The sequence below is a fragment of the Pseudoalteromonas sp. NCIMB 1079 genome, from assembly GCF_040567695.1.
In the GTDB taxonomy this organism is placed as follows: domain Bacteria; phylum Pseudomonadota; class Gammaproteobacteria; order Enterobacterales; family Alteromonadaceae; genus Pseudoalteromonas; species Pseudoalteromonas distincta.
Genome location: NZ_JBEWZA010000001.1, coordinates 3054049 through 3072030, shown reverse-complemented (window position 1 = coordinate 3072030; position 17982 = coordinate 3054049). Strand labels below are relative to the sequence as shown.

The following is a 17982-nucleotide window of genomic DNA, read 5'->3' as shown; positions in this document are numbered from 1 at the left end:
AAGAAAACAGCATTTATAGATAATAATAGTAGTGCTAAATTATCTTGTTGGTATGACTCATTGTTAGGCGAAAGTTTAAAATGGTAAAATAAGCACTTAACATTAAGTATTTTTAAAATTAAAGAATAGTAGGTAAAGTTATAAATGGCTAAAGCGGCAAAAGTAGAGTTTGTTTGTACCGAATGTGGCATGAACTACCAACGTTGGCAAGGTCAATGCCGCTGTGGTGCGTGGAACACATTAGCGGAATTTAAGCCTTCAGCAGGGCATAGTAAAAAAGCATCAATACGATCAAACGTTGGTGGTTATGCTGGTGGTGTTGGTGGTGGTTCTAAAAAAATCAATGATATTGCTACATCAGAGGCTGAAAAGCAGCTAACTGAAATCGGCGAGCTTGATCGCGTACTAAGCGGCGGGGTGACTACTGGCTCGGTTAATATTATTTCGGGCGATCCGGGGGCGGGTAAGACAACTTTGCTATCTGACCTAGTGGCAAGAATGTCGCAACGGATGCCGTCACTTTACTGTACGGCAGAAGAATCTTTATCGCAGTTTAAAAACAGGGTAAATCGTTTAAAGTTAAACTATAACCCGGACGAGCTTTATTTACTTTCAGAAACGAGTGTTGAAACCATCATCGAAGAGCTCGAGAAAAATAAAATTAAGTTTGCTGTTATTGACTCTATTCAAGCTGTTGTAACCGATACGGCAAATGGTAGCCCAGGTTCGCCTTCGCAAGTAAAAAGCGCCGCCCAAGCATTAACTCAGTACTGTAAGCAAAATGATGTAACCATGTTCATTATTGCTCACGTAAATAAAAATAACGAAATAGCAGGCCCTCAAACACTTGTACATATTGTTGATGCGCTTTTACACATAGATACCAACGATGGGCAAATACGAACACTTAGGGCAAATAAAAACCGCTTTGGTGATATTGATACTGTTGGCATTTTTAAAATGTGTGAACGTGGGATGTTAAGCGTTGATAATCCAAGTGAAATATTTTTATCGGGTTCAACCACCGACTCACCTGGCTCTACTATTACCTGTATTCGTAAAGGGAATCGTAATTTATTGCTTGAAATTCAATGTTTAACCACTGAAACAGAAGCAGAATTTCCACAGCGAGTATGTGTTGGTTTAAATATGAACCGGATTAAAATGCTTACCGGTATATTACGTAAGCATACTAAAACTAAAATATTTCACGATACGTTTTTTAATATTGTGGGTGGTTTAAGAATTGATGAGACAGAAACCTGCATCGATTTAGCATTAGTAACCGCGTTACTTAGCAGTTTAAACGAATTTGTTGTACCTCGTACCACGTGTATTATGGGAGAACTTAGCTTAAACGGCGATGTACGCCCAATAGACAGTGGTGTACCGCGTGTTAAAGAGGCTGCACAACATGGTTTTACAGAAATATATATTCCATTTCGCAATTACCATAAATCGATGGAAGGGCTAGGCGCTAAAATTACCCCTGTAAAAACCGTACATGAGTTACTTAGTTTGATTAATTAACACTTATCGGTGATGTTCTTCAGTGTTACTCTTAAGTTGAGACACTTTATAGAAAGAATTAAATAAGGAAATGACATGAAAAAATTAGTTATAGTTGCAGCTCTTGTGGCCGCAGGCGTGGGTGGTGTTAGTTACGCAAACTACGTAGCAACTCAAGAAGTGCGTGCAGAAGTAGATAAGCAACTTGCTTTAGTAAGCGAGCAAACTGGCGCTACATTTAAATACGCTGGTTTATCGGCAAGTGTTATTTCAAAGAGTGTAGAAATAACAAACATGGAAGTAATAAGCCCTGAAGGTGACAATGTTGCTAATATTCAAAGCATTGAAATAACTGGCTACGAGCCGGATAAAATATCACCACATACATCATTTGATGTAAAAAGCTTTCAGTTTGATAAAAGCTTCGTATCAAAATTACCAGCTGATACAAACGAAATGTTAGCGTCGGCAAGTTACGATTTACATTCATCACTTGATTACGATGAAGAGTCTGGCAATAGTGATGTAGTAGTTAAGCTTGATGCAAAAGACATTGTTAGTTTTAATATGGATATGGGTTTAGCTAATTCAAAAGCGTTAATGGATGCTTCATTAGCTATTAGCAAGGCGCAGCAAGAAGCCGGTGATCAACCGCTGACGTATGAGCAAGAATTACAGCAGCAAACACTTGTTATGCAAGCAATGAGTAAATTAGAGCCGCGTAATGTTAGCTTTGCCTTAAATAACCAGGGTAAATTAAAAGATTTACTCTCAAGCGAGCTTGAAAAGCAAGGTATGACGCTTGAGCAAATGGAAATGACGCTAGAGCAACAGTTACAACAAGCTCCTGTAACTGAAGATATTGCAGAGGCTTTAACCAGCTTTGCGAAAGGTTTAAATTCATTCAGTGTGTCTGCAAAGCTACCTGAAGGTAAAACTATGATGGAAATTAACCAACAAGTTATGATGCTAGTAGGGCAACCTGAAGAACTAGTTAAGTTTATTAACTTAGAAGTTAAAGGTAATTAGGCCTTAGTTCTGTATTAATAAAGGCGCCAATTGGCGCCTTTATTGTAATCTTATTAGCTAAAGCAATTTGCTTTTATAAGATCAGTGATTATTTGTTGTGATGGTTTTATTTTTTCCATCGCTAAAAATTCATCAGGCTGGTGTGCTTGGTTAATTGAGCCTGGGCCCATTACAATCGTTTCACAACCGAGTTGCTGGATAAACGGCGCTTCAGTGCAGTAATTTACTGCGACCGCTTTTTGCCCCGCTATTTTTTCAGCCATTTTTACTAAAGCACTGTCGGTGCTACCACTAAATGCCGGTATTGGTTCATGTAAATCAATAACGCTCACCGCATTTGGGTATTGCTGATTTATCTCTTTCGTTGCATCGAATACTAATGCTTGTAGTTCTTGTACACTTAAACCTGGTAATGGGCGCATATCTATATGCATTTCACAGCAACCACAAATTCTATTCGCGTTATCGCCGCCATGAATATTACCTAAGTTTAATGTTGGATAAGGGATTTCGAAGTGGTTTATTGAATACTTATGCTTTAATTGTTCTTTTAAGATCATCAATTTTGTAATCACTTTATGCATTACTTCAATGGCGTTAAGACCACGTTCGGGATCGGAGCTATGCCCAGAGCGACCAACCACTCTTATTGCTGTACTCATATGGCCTTTGTGCATAAATACTGGCGTCATATCAGTAGGTTCGCCTATTATACAACGCGCAGGTTTTAAATTCGGGTGCTTACATATTTGTTGTGCACCAGCCATCGTTGTTTCTTCGTCGGCGGTGGCAAGGATTAAAATAGGCTGAGTTTGCTGCTTTTCATCAAGCTCACTAATCGCTTGTAATACAAAAGCAAAAAAGCCTTTCATATCAATACTTCCTAGCCCATACAATTTATTATCGAGTTCGGTAAGTTTAAATGGATTATGATTCCAACGACTGTCATCAAAAGGCACTGTGTCGGTATGACCAGCTAGCATTAATCCGCCATCACCTTCTCCGCGTTTTGCTAATAAATTATAGCGCCCTTTACCTCCTTCTAATTCTATAATTTCACATGTAAAACCGATTGTTTCGCACCAACTGGCTAGGAGTTCAATTACGTTTTTATTGCTCATACACAGGTTGTCTTCAATCGCACTAATAGAAGGGGCTGCAATCAATTGTTGGTACATGGAAATAAACGAAGGCAAAGGCATAAAAAAATCCAAAATTATTATTCAATTTAATTGCATAACAATATAAAAGTATTTATGATGAATATCAATTCACTTTTTAAGCATAAATATATTAAAAGTAACGCCATGAAAATAATGCGACGATAATCAAAATTCATTAATAAAAAAGACTTAATTAGCGTCTAAGCTAGTTTAAGCGAACATTATAGATAAGTAGTAATTAATTTTAAGATAACGAGTAAAAAATGAATGTAGTGATTATTGGCGCAAGCGGATACAGCGGCGCAGAGTTAGCAAGTTTAGTTGTTAAGCATCCAAACTTAACTTTAACAGGCTGTTATGTATCAGAGGGTAGCTTAGATAAAAATAAATTGCTAAGTGATTTATACCCGGAGCACCTTGGCTTACTAGACTGCCCTTTACTTCCTCTTAGCGTATCAGCTTTTGATGACATTCAAAGTGATGCTGATTACGTATGCTTATGTACCGATCACAAAGTAAGTGTTGATCTAGCGCCGCAATTTTTAGCTATGGGTAAAAAGGTATTTGATTTATCTGGTGGCTATCGTTTAGCAAGCAATGACGACTACGTTACTTACTATGGTTTTGAACATCAACATCCAGAGCTTTTAAATGAAGCGGCTTACGGTCTAGCTGAGTGGAACCATGATGCTATCGCTAATGCAAAGCTAATTGCTGTTGCAGGCTGTTACCCAACAGCAGCGCTTAATGCGCTAAAACCGCTTAAGCAAGCAGGCTTATTGAGCAGCGAAAGTATTATTATTAATGCGGTTTCGGGCGTTACAGGCGCAGGGCGTAAAGCCAGTGTAGGAACACATTTTTGTGAAGTGTCGCTTGCACCTTATGGTTTGTTTAACCATCGCCACGGCCCTGAAATTGAACAACACCTTGGCCACAAAGTGTTGTTTACACCGCATCTAGGTAATTTTCCGCGCGGTATTTTAGAAACTATTTATGTACAGCTTAAGCCAGGCGTTACCAAGGAAAACGTTGCATCGGCTTATCAAGTACTTTCGAGCGAGCCATTAATTCGCTTATTAGGCGATAAAGTACCTTCAATTAAAGGTGTAGCTAAGCAGCCATTTGTTGATATTGGCTGGCAGCAACAAGGAACGCAGTTAATTGTGATGTCTGCTATTGATAACTTATTAAAAGGCGCTGCTGGACAAGCTTTGCAGTGTATTAATATTTCTATGAATTTAGATCATACCACTGGTTTAAAAGGAGCGTTTTAAATGAGTAAAAAAACGTGGGTAATTAAACTAGGTGGTGCAGTACTTAATACAGAAAATGCAGCAAAAGCGTTGTTTGATGTATTAAATGAGCAAACAAATGATGAGTTTGTGATTGTACATGGCGGTGGCGCTTTAGTTGATACATGGTTAAAACAAGCGGGTTTTGCCAGTGCTAAACACCAAGGATTACGTATTAGCCCAGCAGAGCAAATGCCTTATATAGTCGGAGCACTCGCAGGTTGCGCTAATAAACAATTAATGACTCAAGCTATTAGTGCTGGGCACAAGCCTGTCGGCTTAAGTCTTTTTGAGGCAGGTGTTACTGCCACTCAAAAGCTAAAAGCGCTTTGCTTAGTGGGTAAATGTAAAAGCAACGACGATTCTATTGTTAATGATTTACTTAAAATCGGTCGCCTACCCATTGTTAGCTCTATAGGCTTTGATGAGCAAGGGCTTTGGTACAACGTAAATGCAGATGAAGCAGCAGGGGCTATTGCTAGTAACTTAAATGCTGAGCTTATTTTTATGACGGATGTTGAAGCAGTGCTTGACGAAAATAAACAGCCGTTACATCAACTTGACACAAAACACATTGATACTTTAATTACAAATGGAGTAATTGTGGGCGGGATGGAGGTCAAAGTTAAGACCAGCCTTCACGCTGCCCAACATTTACGACGCGGTGTGTATATTTCCAGCTGGCAAAAGCCAGAAAATTTAACTGCTCTGCTACAAGGCGAGCATGTCGGAACTAAGATTACACCATAGGTTTATTATGTTTGAGAATTTTTTAACGGGTTTAGAGTTAGACCAAGAAGGCGCACTTAATTTATTAAAGTTAGCGCAAGATATAAAAGCAAAACCAGAAAAATACAGCAACGTATTAGCGGGAAAATCAATCGTAACATTGTTTGAAAAACAAAGTTTACGTACTCGCTTATCGTTTGATATAGGTATTAATCGCCTTGGTGGCCATGCAGTTTATTTAGATCAGCAAAATGGCGCTATGGGTGCACGTGAATCAATTAAAGATTTCGCACTTAATATTTCTACTTGGGCTGATGGTATTGTTGCACGCGTAAATCAGCACAGCACATTAACTACATTAGGTGAATACGCATCAGTACCGGTAGTAAATAGTTTGTGTGATTTATACCATCCATGCCAAGCTCTTGCTGATTTTTTAACGCTTCAAGAAGTTCACGGCGATGTGAGCGAGCTTAAAGTGGCTTACTTAGGTGAGGGCAACAATGTAACTCATTCATTAATGCTTTTAGCTGCAACGCTTGGCACTGATTTTGTTGCTGTAACGCCAAAAGGCAGCTCGCCTGATTCGCAAATCCTTAAAAAGGCAGAGCAAATAGCGGCAATGAATGGCGCATCAGTGATGGTAAGTGACCGTGTTGAAGCGGCTGTTGGTGCAAACGTTGTATATGCAGATACATGGGTATCAATGGGTGATACAACACCGCTTGAGCAAGTTAAAGAAAAATATATGCCTTATCAATTAAATCAGGCATTGCTAGATCAAACAGGTGCAACTACGGTATTACATTGCCAACCGGCACACCGTGAATTTGAAATTACCTCTGAGGTAATGGATGGTCCAGCATCGAAAATTATTCAACAAGCAGAGAATCGCATGCACGCGCAAAATGCTTTGCTAGTTACATTACTAAATCCAAATTTTGTTAAGGAACACCTATGAGTTCAATTAAAAAAGTCGTTTTAGCCTATTCAGGTGGTCTTGATACATCGGCTATCGTGCCATGGTTAAAAGAAAACTATGGTTGTGAAGTTGTTGCGTTTGTAGCTGATGTAGGTCAAGGCGCAGAAGAACTTGAAGGCGTAGAAGCTAAAGCAATCGCTTCAGGTGCTTCAGAATGTTACGTAGTTGATTTAAAAGATGAAATGGTAAGTGATTACATTTACCCAACACTTAAAACGGGCTCGATTTACGAAGGTACTTATTTACTAGGTACGTCTATGGCGCGTCCTATTATTGCTAAAGCACAAGTTGAAATTGCACGTAAAGTAGGTGCTGATGCACTTTCTCATGGTTGTACTGGTAAAGGTAATGACCAAGTTCGTTTTGAATCATGTTTTGCAGCCCTTGCTCCAGATTTAAAAGTAATTGCGCCATGGCGTGAGTGGGACTTATCGAGTCGTGAATCATTACTTGATTACTTAGCAGAGCGTGACATTCCGTGTTCAGCATCTGCTACAAAAATTTATAGCCGTGATGCTAACGCTTGGCATATTTCGCACGAAGGTGGTGAGCTTGAAGATCCATGGTGCCAACCAACTGAGCAAGTATGGACTTGGACTAACTCTCCAGAGCAAGCGCCAGATAAATCAGAACTAGTAACTTTAAAAGTTGTTGAAGGCGAAGTGGTTGCTGTAAATGGCGAAGAACTTAAACCATATGACTGTTTAGTTAAATTAAACGATATTGCATCGCCTCATGGCGTTGGACGTGTTGATATTGTAGAAAACCGTTTAGTTGGCATGAAGTCACGCGGTTGTTATGAAACACCAGGTGGCACAGTAATTATGGCTGCGCTTCAAGCCATTGACGAGCTAGTGCTTGATAAAGCAAGCCGTAAGTGGAAAGAAGTACTAGGTGGTGAATTTTCACATTTAGTGTATGACGGACGTTGGTTTACACCACTTAAAGATTCTATTTTAGCCGGTGCAGAAGCACTTTCTAAAGTGGCAACAGGTGAAGTGGTACTTAAGCTATACAAAGGTCAAGTAACTGCAGTTCAAAAGCAATCACCAAATAGCTTATACAGCGAAGCATTTGCTACATTTGGCGAAGATGATGTGTACGACCAATCACACGCTGAAGGCTTTATTCGTTTATTCTCGCTTTCAAGCAGAATTTCAGCATTGGCTAAAAAGTAAATTATTTATAGCCCCTTATAAAAGGGGCACTACAGGGTTTGGAGAGATTTCATGGCATTATGGGGCGGACGTTTTTCTACGGGTCCAGATGAGGCGTTTAAGCAATTTAACGACTCTCTTCCCTTTGACTACCAGTTAGCAGAGCAAGATATTATTGGCTCTGTGGCATGGGCAGGTGCACTTGAACAGGTAAATGTACTTTCAAGTGATGAGCATACAAAATTAGTTGCTGCATTAAATGAGCTACTTGAAGAAGTTAAAGCTGATCCACAATCAGTTGCTACTTCAGGTGCAGAAGATATTCATTCACACGTTGAAGCTGCTCTAATTGAAAAAGTAGGTGATTTAGCTAAAAAATTACATACAGGCCGAAGCCGTAATGACCAAGTTGCCACCGATTTTAGACTATGGTGCCGTGATACAGCCGATCATTTATTAGATGCCATTGCACAGCTAAAAGGCGAATTTGTAGCGCTTGCAGAACGAGAGCTTGGCACAATATTGCCAGGTTACACGCATTTACAGCGCGCACAACCAGTATTGTTTAGCCACTGGTGTATGGCGTATGTAGAAATGCTAGAGCGCGATGAAAGCCGCCTGCAAGATGCTAAAGCGCGTATGAATTTTTGCCCATTGGGCAGTGGTGCATTAGCAGGTACAGCTTATCCGATTGATCGCCAAGCATTAGCCCACGGATTAGGTTTTACAGCGGCTACAAAAAATAGCCTTGATGGCGTATCTGATCGTGACTTCGTGTTGGATCTTTTAAGTTGTGCGTCTATTTCGATGATTCACTTATCTCGTATGTCTGAAGATTTGATTTTTTATAATTCGGGTGAAGCCGGATTTATAGAGCTTGCTGATAACGTCACGTCAGGCTCATCGCTCATGCCCCAGAAAAAAAATCCTGATGCACTCGAGCTTATTCGCGGTAAAACCGGACGTGTATTTGGTGCATTTAGCGCTATGATGATGACATTAAAGGCACTGCCACTTGCATACAATAAAGATATGCAAGAAGACAAAGAAGGCCTGTTTGACGCTATGCCAACATGGCTTGCATGTATTCATATGGCGCAAGCATGTATTAAAGGCGTAAAAGTAAATGGCGATAAAACGTTAGCAGCGGCAAAAGGCGGCCACGCTAATGCCACCGAACTTGCAGATTACTTAGTTGCTAAAGGTGTGCCATTTAGAGAAGGGCATCACATTGTGGGTGTACTTGTACAGCTTGCTATTAGCGAAGGTAAAACGCTTGAGGAGCTATCACTTGAGCAGTACAAATCAGTAAACACTGTATTTGAAAATGATGTTTACCCAGTACTTGAAATTGATGCGTGTATAAAAGCGCGTCAAGCGCTTGGTGGGACGTCTATTGAGCAAGTAACTAATGCTGTTAAAGAAGCCAAAAAAAAACAGCAAATAACGGTACGTGATGCAAATTTAGATGATGTAGAGGCAATTGCAACACTTATACAGCATTGGGCAACGGTAGGCGAAAACCTACCTCGTGCAAAAAGCGATATGGTGCACTCTATTAACGAGTTTGCAGTTACTGAAATAAATGGAAAAGTGTCAGGTTGTGCATCGTTATACATTTACGATACCGGCCTTGCTGAAATACGCTCATTGGGTATAGACCCAAAAAGTAAAGTGACGGGGCAGGGTAGACAGCTTGTAGAGCACCTACTTACTAAAGCCAAAAAATTGGCACTTAACCGAGTTATTGTATTGACCCGTGTCCCCGATTTTTTTGAACAACAACGTTTTACTTTTTGTAGCAAAGACTCTTTGCCTGAAAAAGTAATGAAAGATTGTGAACTTTGCCTTCGTAAAGAAAATTGTGACGAAGTAGCAATGGAATATATTTTGAAGCTAAGTACACGTGCGGAGATCCCGTGTAAATACGTAGCTTAAACTCCCTGGATACAAAAAACGTACGGTTATCCCTGTGCGTTTTTTTATATTTGCAGTAAACTGGTCGGAGTTGTTTGGTTTGATTATATTCTTTGAGTGAATTTTAATGTGTCAAAAAAAGTTGGCACATTGGTTGCTATGTATAAGATAGATAGCAAAATAGCTATCACTGCTTAAAACAGGTAATGCATTTATCTACATAATAATGTGGTTAAAAGTTGCACCAAATATAAATAAAACTTTTACAAGGATCAATCACATGCAAGTTTCAGCTAATAGCCAATTACAAATGCAAGCATACAACAAAACACAACAATTAAAGCCTGCAATGGAACAAACTGCTAGCCCTAAAACCCTGCAATCTGATACAGTGAGTATCTCTCAAGAAGCTATTGCTGCAGCTGGTGCAGAATTACAGCGCGGTGGTGGTATAATACCTATAAAACCTAAGTAATTAATTAAGGTTATAAATGTTTTTAACTGAATTTTTTGGTTTTTTTTCGCTTTCAGCATTTACAATGTGGGGATTTTTAATGGCATTTTTTTTCAATGCCTTTGTTTACTCCCTAAATGTAAAAAGAGATACAAACCTATTGTTCAGTTCGTTTGTTATGATGATTTCTTACACACTCTCTGATTATTTCTTTACATGGCTGTCGATAAAAACTACTGTATTATTAGATTGGGCAATATATGATGTTCTAACTATTTTAATTCTTTCTGTAAGCCTAGCTTGTAAGAAAAAAACCTCCGTTTCATTCATATACTTGATCGTAGGACTATCAATAAATTTAACTTTTTTTCTTTTGATGTATTTTGATTTATATGTACATCAAAACAAAAAACCGTGGTTATTATGGGACATTTACGCAGTTTCAGTTAATATTATAGACTTCACAATGATTGTTGCACTTATTGTTGATAGAGACTTTCTCGGTCTTCATAAATTAAAAAATAAAACTATCAACTACTTCAAGTCAAAAGATACCCATAAAGTAACCTAACTTAAATGTACGTTACTGAAGCCCTGATGGATTATGTAGAAGCTTTCTCTCAATGGGGCTTTTTAATGGCCTTCTTATACTGCTTAGCATCCAGTATAAATAAAGAGAATAAATCTCCTGCCTATTTATCTGCGCTTATGCTCTGCTCATATATTTCTAGTGGTTATATAAACTTATTAGAAAATTTATATTTAAGCTGGGCGCTTTACGATTTCATTACAATTTTAGCTCTGTTAACTTTACAGTACTTCAAAGTGCTCCAACGTTCTGCAGCTTTTCACTTCATAATAATTTCGTTAACGATAAATGCAGTACTTACCTTAATACTGCACTATGATCTATATGTCTTATATAATATTGAGCCTTGGTGGTATTGGAGTTTTTATTCGATAGGTGTTAACTCTATAGATACTCTAATGATGCTTTCATTAGTACTCAATAGGAACATTATACAGATGCTACATTTAAAAGCCTTCAAATTAAACTTGAAAAAGTCGTAAAATAATGGGTGAACTTTTGGTAAGTCCAACAGTGTCATTGTACATAGGTGCATTTGTACAATGGGGATTCCTTATGGCATTTTTATACTCCCTTGCTCATTCGATTAATAAGCCTAATAAAGAAAGAGTGTATTTGTCTTTAGTCATGAGTATTTCATATTCATTTAGTATATTTACAAATCTTGATACGGTAACTTATCTCGATTTTTTGTTTTCCGATACTTTAACTCTCCTAGTTATTATTTTCCTTAGGTGGCTATGGCATGGTGGTATTACCTATCTATATATTATTACTGGTTTAGCTATAAACTCAACTCTGCATTTTCTCATGCATTACGACATCTATATATCAAATAATACAAGCTACTGGTGGCTTTGGAATGCTTACGCAATAGGGGTTAACGCTGCTGATTTCATAATGGTAGCTATATTTTTTATAAACAAAGATTTTTTAGGTTTGTATAAACTAAAAGGGTGGTTGCGAAATAATAAATTTATAAAGGGGCATGATGGCTGACATACTGTGGGATCTGGTAGCGATTAGAGATTATGTAGGTATTTTTATTACATGGTTCTTTGTAATTGCATTTCTTTATAATTTGTCAGCAAGCATAAACAGTCCCTATAAAAATACAATGTACCTTTCTGGTATTATGATGATTTCGTATACCTTAAGTACACTGTTCGATATGGTTATAGTGTCTCACTTAAACTATTTTTACTTCGATATTGTAACTCTAATTATTATTTTTGCGTTTCGGTACTGCAGTCGAGGCCCAATTCCTAACGCATTTTATTATCTTGTTTTTGGTCTGAGTATTAACGCATCTTTATTTTTAGCTATGCATTACGATATAGAGATTTTAGGTACTCTATATTATTGGTGGTTTTGGAACGTTTATGTATTTGGTATGTACTTTACAGATTTGATAATGCCATTAGCGCTTATCTTTAACAAAGATTTTTTAGGTCTAGTTAAGCTTACTAAATTTTTAACTGAAAAATTTAAAAGGTCACGCAATGCTTGATTTTTTATGGCAGCTGGCTGGTTTATACGACTATATAACCATTTTTACTACATGGTCTTTTGTACTCGCTTTTTTATATAATTTGTCTGCAAGCATTAACAAGTCTGACAAAAGCTGCACACAGCTTGCATTCATTATGATGGTATCTTACACCTCAAGTATTTTTATGGATCCCTTGAGCAACACACCCCATTTGACCCTTTTTATATTTGATATCTTAACTATATTTTTTCTGATTATATGGCGGATATACTTTAGTAAAAATCTCCCCGTAGCCTTTTATTATCTTTTAGTCGGACTTAGCTTTAACGCATTTGTTTTTCTTGGAATGCACTACGACAGTATTGTTTTAGGAAATTTAGACTACTGGTGGTTTTGGGCCTTATATGCAATAGGGCAAATAATTTCTGATTTAACGATGCTTTTAGTTCTCCTAATTAATAAAGATTTTTTAGGTTTGGTTGCATTAAAACGGTATTTACTTAATCGTAGAAAAAGCACTCATCAAAAGGTTGAATAGAATGGAGGATCTATTTTGGCAATTAAATTCAGTTAATGAATATTTTGGAATACTTATTACATGGCTGTTTGTTTTTTCTTTTTTGTTCACTCTATCAATTGCCATTAATAAGCAAGATAAAAGCCGAGTTCACCTTAGCTTTATTATGATGGCTTCGTACACACTTAGTTTATTTATGGACATAACTACTGCAGCTCCGCATTTAAAGATGTTTATATTTGATGTACTAACAATTGCCGTTATTTTTATGTGGCGTATTTTTTTAGGACGCAAAATACCGTACGGATTTTATTATCTTATTGTAGGGCTTGGTATCAATGCCTCACTGTTTATGAGCATGTATATTGATAATACTCTTTATGGCAATTGGGACTTTTGGTGGCTGTGGATGCTGTATGGTTTTCTTATGCCTATTATTGATATCACTATGGCGCTAATACTAATTATCAATAAAGATTTGCTAAAACTTGTTTGGTTAATTAAAAAATTAAAATCATCATCTATACAAAAGCCAAATTAGCGCATACAAGTTATGCGCTAATTCGGGAAGTGTTATTGGGCACCACAGCCCAGTTTAGTTTTTAGAGCTTTGACAATTACAGGATCTACAAACTCGCTTACATCACCATTGTGACGTGCTACTTCTTTAACGAGCGTTGATGAAATAAATGAATTTCGCTCTGCGGGTGTTAAAAATACACTTTCTAAATCAGGATTCAGGCGGCGGTTCATGTTAGCTAATTGAAATTCATAGTCAAAATCAGATACCGCTCTAATACCACGAATAAGCACATTAGCATTGTGATCGCGCGCAAGGTCAGCCAATAAGCCAGAAAAACCAATGACCTTAACATTATCTAAGTGACTTAAAATAGAGTTTGCAAGTTCAACACGTTCTTCAAGGTTAAAACAGGGTTTTTTACTTGGGTTGTTCGCAACCGCAACTAATACGGTATCAAACATTTTAGCTGCACGTTGAATAAGATCTGTATGACCATTAGTTAGTGGATCAAAGGTGCCCGGGTAAATTGCAATAACTTTCATAATGTTCACTATTTATGATTTTAGCGCTAGTTTAACAGTGTTTATGCCACAAAGCAGCCTAGCTAATAAAGCATATAAACACTTACTTTCTTTGAACAGATCAGTCCAAGGTTTGAGTGTTTTAATGATTCATATTTGTTTATACTGTTTACCTCTTTTGAGTGTAATGTAGCCTATAGATAATTTGAGTATTAGCATATGAATACCAAGGATAAAATAATACACACCAGTATTTTGTTGTTTAACGAAAATGGTGAGCGTGCAATAACGACAAATCATATTGCATCAAACTTAGGGATGAGCCCGGGTAATCTTTATTATCATTTTAAAAATAAAGAAGACATTATCCGTCATATTTTTGCGCTGTATCGCGATCATTTAAATACTCACTTTAAACCTATTAATAAAGATGATGATGCATTTAATCATTTAACGGCTTATTTAGATTCGTTATTTGAATTGATGTGGCGTTACCATTTTTTTTACGACAATCTTGGCGATATACTCGCCAGAGACACTGAGCTAAAACAAGCTTACATTGATTTTCAGTTAGAGTTATTAGAGCAAGTTCGTAAAATTATTCTAGGTCTTCGCGATAGTGAAATGATTGCTATTGATGAGCAAGATGTTATTGATTTAGCCCATACACTAAAGTTAACTGTTAGCTTTTGGACGCCTTATATTAAGGCTCGTAGGCCAAGCGGTACCCTTGCTGAGCAAGATATATATCACGGTATTTTAAAAGTACTTACATTATTTAGAGCGTACAGTACCGATAAAAGTATCGATAAAATGAACCTGCTACGCGAAAAGTACACCGAGTTAGCACAACAAGCCTTAGGGGCTGTGACCCTTCAGGATTAAAATTTGTTCAACCTAGGGGCGATTAAATCGCGATGCGAGATTTGTAATCTGGTGGGCTCGGTAACTGCTCCTGCGTTACCTTACTGACTACATCTATGTAGGCAACAAAGAGTTAATTGCCCTAAGACAGAATCCTTCGAGCAGCGTATGTTTAGCATTTATGCTACGTTATCGCCTATTTATAGGGAATAACCACGCTACATAGGCTCTGCCTTGCTAAAATACCAAACACACTGCTGCAAATTTAACCTCGAAAGATAAACAGGCCCTCGCGGTTGCTTAGTCGATAATTATTGGTTGTTTCCTAGACGCTGAATTTTTTGCTATAATCGCGCGTCAAATGCCTGGGAGCGCGAATTCCCGCAGTCTAAGAGTGAACTATGCTTAAATTTATCGTCAAACTACATCCTGAAATAGCCATCAAAAGCCGTTCGGTCCGTAAACGCTTTACTAAAGTGTTAGAAAATAACATTAAAATTGTATTGCGACGTCTTGACGAAAAAGTACAAGTAAGAAATAACTGGGATAATATTTCAGTTGTTACAAAGCTTGAAGATGCACAAGTTCGCCTTGATTTTATCGACAGCCTTAAACGCATACCTGGTATCGTTCAGTTTATTGAAGTAACTGAGACGCAATTTGAAACTCTCGATGATATCTATCAAAAAACAATAGCGTTAGTGGGTCATACAATTGTGGGAAAAACTTTTTGTGTGCGTGCTAAGCGTATAGGCCAACACGACTTTACCTCGACTGATTTAGAGCGTTATGTTGGTGGTGGGCTAAATCAACATATTGAAGGCGCAAGCGTTAAGCTTAGCCGTCCAGAAGTAACAATACGCTTAGAAGTAAAAGACGATAAAGCTTACATTGTTTCGCAAACGCATTTTGGTATGGCGGGCTTTCCACTACCAACGCAAGAAGACGTGCTTTCACTTATGTCGGGTGGTTTTGACTCTGGCGTAGCAAGTTACCAAATGATTCGTAAAGGCGCACGTACGCACTTTTTATTCTTTAATCTAGGTGGCGCAGCGCACGAGATTGGTGTTAAGCAAGCGAGCTATTTTTTATGGAAAAAATACAGCTCAACACATAAAGTTAAATTTATAACAGTTGATTTTGAACCTGTTGTTGCTGAAATTCTAGAAAACGTTGAAAACAGCCAAATGGGTGTTGTACTTAAACGTATGATGATGCGAGCAGGAAGTGTAGTGGCTGAAAAGTTGAACATTCAGGCGCTTGTCACTGGTGAAAGTATTGGCCAAGTATCTAGTCAAACATTAGCGAACTTAAGCGTGATTGACCGTGTTACTGAAACGCTTATTTTACGCCCGCTAATTCAAAATGATAAACAAGAAATTATTAATCTTGCTCGCCAAATTGGTACAGCTGAAATGGCTGAAACGATGCCTGAATATTGTGGTGTTATTTCTAAAAAACCGACAGTTAAAGCCAAAATTGAAGTAATAGAAGCCGAAGAAGAAAAGTTCGATTTTGATGTGCTAGATACCGTAGTAAATAACGCGCGCATAATGGATGTACGCGATATTGACGTAGAAGCCAAGCAAGAGCTAAAAGAGGCAGAGTCGGTTGCTGATTTACCTGCAGGCTCTGTAGTAATTGATATTCGCTCACCAGAAGAAGAAGAAGCTGCACCGCTTGCAATCGATGGTGTTGAAGTGGTGCATTTGCCGTTCTTCCGTTTGGCTACTAAGTTTGGTGATTTACCAAAAGACACTGACTACTATTTATATTGTGACAGAGGCGTAATGAGCCAACTACAGGCACTTATGCTGCACGAACAGGGCTTCGAAACGGTAAAAGTTTATCGCCCGTAAAGTTAAAAGCTTATATAAGCGTGGTTTATACCACGCTTTTTTTTGCCTGAATTTTGACTAACAACTCATCGTTGTAAGGCGTTGGAATACTGTGAAGTTTACCTTGTTGGCTAATATAGCCACATATAGCTGATATTTCAGTTTCTCTATTGTGAGCTATATCTTGCTGCATTGATGAGTAATTATTTGCGGTTAACTCCATTATTTTATAAGCGATATTGAGCGCTTTAATTAATGGGATATTAAGCCCTTGAGCCTTTGCAATATTGCATGCTTCAGTGAGTGCATTAAAAATTATTGTATTGTACTTAGGTGCACGTAGTTCGCCATTTTTTACATTACTTAAAGCGCTTAATGGATTAATGGCAATATTGACGAGTAGCTTTTCAAAACGAAGCTGCTGAATGTTATTAGTAAACTTTAGGTTGGGTATTACTTTAAAAATATCAGCTATTGGCGCACTATTTTGAAGTGCAAGCTCATTACAGCCACCAATAACGCTTTGTCCTTCACCTGTGTGTTGCACAATATATTGGTTTGATTTAAAGCCCGCTATGCTTGTCGTTAAAAAGTAGAGTGCTTGATGGGTGTTTAGCTGGTTATTTATCTCATCAACGTTGCCCATTCCATTATGCGAAAGTACAACAGAGCAATGTGTCGGTAAAAATGGCTTTATTTGAGAAAACGCATCAAGCACTTGAAAAGCTTTAACGGTAAATAAAATCACATCAAATTCAGTTGCTTTATCTAACTGATTTAATGAAATAAATTTTGCGTTAATTTTTTTTGATGCACCCTTAGCTCTGCTGTAAAAGCGGGTGTTTGTTGGGTTTTTACGAGTTAAAACACTGATATTATGCGATGCGCTCAAAAAGTGGCTCAGCAACAAGCCAATAGCGCCATCGCCAACGATTAAAATATTAGCCATGTGGGTTCTTTTTTCGAGGTGTAAAAATTACTCTAAGTAAAAAGTAGCTTGCAGCACCTGCAAAATCAGCAAAAAAATCACCAAGTGATGCTTGCCTATAAGGAAGTGCGTCTTGCATTATTTCTATCGAGGCGCCATAGCCTGCTAATAAGAGTATTTGAGCATATAAAGGAAGCTTAAAAGCCTTATCCATTATTATGGCTAATATAAAAAAAATCCCAAAATGGGCGACTTTATCAACATGAGGGAATAAATTTACAACGCCACCTTTTATTTCTTTAGCAAATAAAAAGGTGAAAGCCACTATGCTGATTAAAAAAACTGCTTGATAAACACGCCTTGTCACGACAAATCCTAAAATCGCTTAAAAAAGAGGCGCAAGTATATCAAATTAATTTAGTATCGCACCTGAACAAGATGCAGAAAAATGTAAAGATTTATAATTTTAGCGTTATAA

The 17982-nt window shown here is 37.7% G+C and carries 18 protein-coding genes; 14 read left to right on the top strand and 4 right to left on the bottom strand.

Annotated features, from left to right (window positions below):
• Window positions 1-144: 144 nt before the first annotated feature.
• Both radA and ABX891_RS14260 read left to right on the top strand, forming a co-directional pair.
• On the top strand, window positions 145-1530 hold the full coding sequence (radA, locus tag ABX891_RS14265) for a DNA repair protein RadA (RefSeq protein WP_076923598.1): 1386 nt from the start codon (window positions 145-147) through the stop codon (window positions 1528-1530).
• 75 nt (window positions 1531-1605) lie between these two features.
• Window positions 1606-2538, top strand: a complete 933-nt coding sequence (locus tag ABX891_RS14260) for an aq_1923 C-terminal domain (protein WP_354629767.1) — start codon at window positions 1606-1608, stop codon at window positions 2536-2538.
• A gap of 53 nt (window positions 2539-2591) precedes the next feature.
• Here ABX891_RS14260 and argE read toward each other — a convergent pair whose 3' ends face one another.
• On the bottom strand, window positions 2592-3740 hold the full coding sequence (gene argE / locus ABX891_RS14255; protein WP_354629766.1) for an acetylornithine deacetylase: 1149 nt from the start codon (window positions 3738-3740) through the stop codon (window positions 2592-2594).
• Window positions 3741-3964: 224 nt separating this feature from the next.
• Here argE and argC point away from each other — a divergent pair, with 224 nt between their 5' ends.
• From argC to ABX891_RS14205, 10 genes are all read left to right on the top strand, one after another.
• Window positions 3965-4975: an N-acetyl-gamma-glutamyl-phosphate reductase gene (gene argC / locus ABX891_RS14250; protein WP_182693380.1), complete on the top strand. Its 1011-nt coding sequence runs from the start codon at window positions 3965-3967 to the stop codon at window positions 4973-4975.
• Window positions 4976-5743 carry an acetylglutamate kinase gene (gene argB, locus ABX891_RS14245; protein WP_165744981.1) on the top strand — a complete coding sequence of 256 codons (768 nt, stop codon included), beginning with the start codon at window positions 4976-4978 and terminating at the stop codon, window positions 5741-5743. It begins immediately after the preceding gene.
• A 7-nt stretch (window positions 5744-5750) separates the two neighbouring features.
• Window positions 5751-6683: an ornithine carbamoyltransferase gene (locus tag ABX891_RS14240; RefSeq protein ID WP_002958764.1), complete on the top strand. Its 933-nt coding sequence runs from the start codon at window positions 5751-5753 to the stop codon at window positions 6681-6683.
• Window positions 6680-7882, top strand: a complete 1203-nt coding sequence (locus ABX891_RS14235; protein ID WP_007377844.1) for an argininosuccinate synthase — start codon at window positions 6680-6682, stop codon at window positions 7880-7882. The genes ABX891_RS14240 and ABX891_RS14235 overlap by 4 nt, the downstream gene beginning before the upstream one ends.
• A gap of 51 nt (window positions 7883-7933) precedes the next feature.
• Entirely contained in the window at window positions 7934-9799 is a 1866-nt protein-coding gene (argH, locus tag ABX891_RS14230) for an argininosuccinate lyase (RefSeq protein WP_354629765.1), read from the top strand.
• A 259-nt stretch (window positions 9800-10058) separates the two neighbouring features.
• Window positions 10059-10253, top strand: coding sequence for a hypothetical protein (locus ABX891_RS14225; RefSeq protein WP_197238739.1), 195 nt, complete (start codon window positions 10059-10061; stop codon window positions 10251-10253).
• A gap of 16 nt (window positions 10254-10269) precedes the next feature.
• Window positions 10270-10803, top strand: coding sequence for a hypothetical protein (locus ABX891_RS14220; RefSeq protein ID WP_354629764.1), 534 nt, complete (start codon window positions 10270-10272; stop codon window positions 10801-10803).
• A gap of 573 nt (window positions 10804-11376) precedes the next feature.
• Window positions 11377-11820 (top strand): hypothetical protein, encoded by a 444-nt coding sequence (locus ABX891_RS14215; protein WP_231619994.1) that lies wholly within the window; start codon window positions 11377-11379, stop codon window positions 11818-11820.
• 503 nt (window positions 11821-12323) lie between these two features.
• Window positions 12324-12851 carry a hypothetical protein gene (locus tag ABX891_RS14210; protein WP_165744984.1) on the top strand — a complete coding sequence of 176 codons (528 nt, stop codon included), beginning with the start codon at window positions 12324-12326 and terminating at the stop codon, window positions 12849-12851.
• A 1-nt stretch (window position 12852) separates the two neighbouring features.
• Window positions 12853-13371, top strand: a complete 519-nt coding sequence (locus tag ABX891_RS14205) for a hypothetical protein (RefSeq protein WP_182196475.1) — start codon at window positions 12853-12855, stop codon at window positions 13369-13371.
• A gap of 32 nt (window positions 13372-13403) precedes the next feature.
• Here ABX891_RS14205 and coaD read toward each other — a convergent pair whose 3' ends face one another.
• Window positions 13404-13895, bottom strand: a complete 492-nt coding sequence (gene coaD / locus ABX891_RS14200) for a pantetheine-phosphate adenylyltransferase (RefSeq protein ID WP_039484868.1) — start codon at window positions 13893-13895, stop codon at window positions 13404-13406.
• 198 nt (window positions 13896-14093) lie between these two features.
• On the opposite strand from coaD, the gene ABX891_RS14195 reads away from it, so the two are divergent.
• Together ABX891_RS14195 and thiI are read left to right on the top strand one after the other, a co-directional pair.
• Window positions 14094-14759 (top strand): TetR/AcrR family transcriptional regulator, encoded by a 666-nt coding sequence (locus tag ABX891_RS14195; RefSeq protein ID WP_165744837.1) that lies wholly within the window; start codon window positions 14094-14096, stop codon window positions 14757-14759.
• 380 nt (window positions 14760-15139) lie between these two features.
• The gene (thiI, locus tag ABX891_RS14190; RefSeq protein ID WP_149602230.1) at window positions 15140-16597 is read left to right on the top strand and encodes a tRNA uracil 4-sulfurtransferase ThiI; all 1458 of its coding nucleotides are present in this window, start codon (window positions 15140-15142) and stop codon (window positions 16595-16597) included.
• A 25-nt stretch (window positions 16598-16622) separates the two neighbouring features.
• Here the strand turns inward: thiI and ABX891_RS14185 are convergent, their stop codons facing one another.
• Together ABX891_RS14185 and ABX891_RS14180 are read right to left on the bottom strand one after the other, a co-directional pair.
• Window positions 16623-17525 (bottom strand): ketopantoate reductase family protein, encoded by a 903-nt coding sequence (locus ABX891_RS14185; protein ID WP_354629763.1) that lies wholly within the window; start codon window positions 17523-17525, stop codon window positions 16623-16625.
• Window positions 17518-17871 (bottom strand): VanZ family protein, encoded by a 354-nt coding sequence (locus ABX891_RS14180; protein ID WP_002958754.1) that lies wholly within the window; start codon window positions 17869-17871, stop codon window positions 17518-17520. Before ABX891_RS14180 ends, ABX891_RS14185 begins: the two co-directional genes overlap by 8 nt.
• Window positions 17872-17982: the final 111 nt, after the last annotated feature.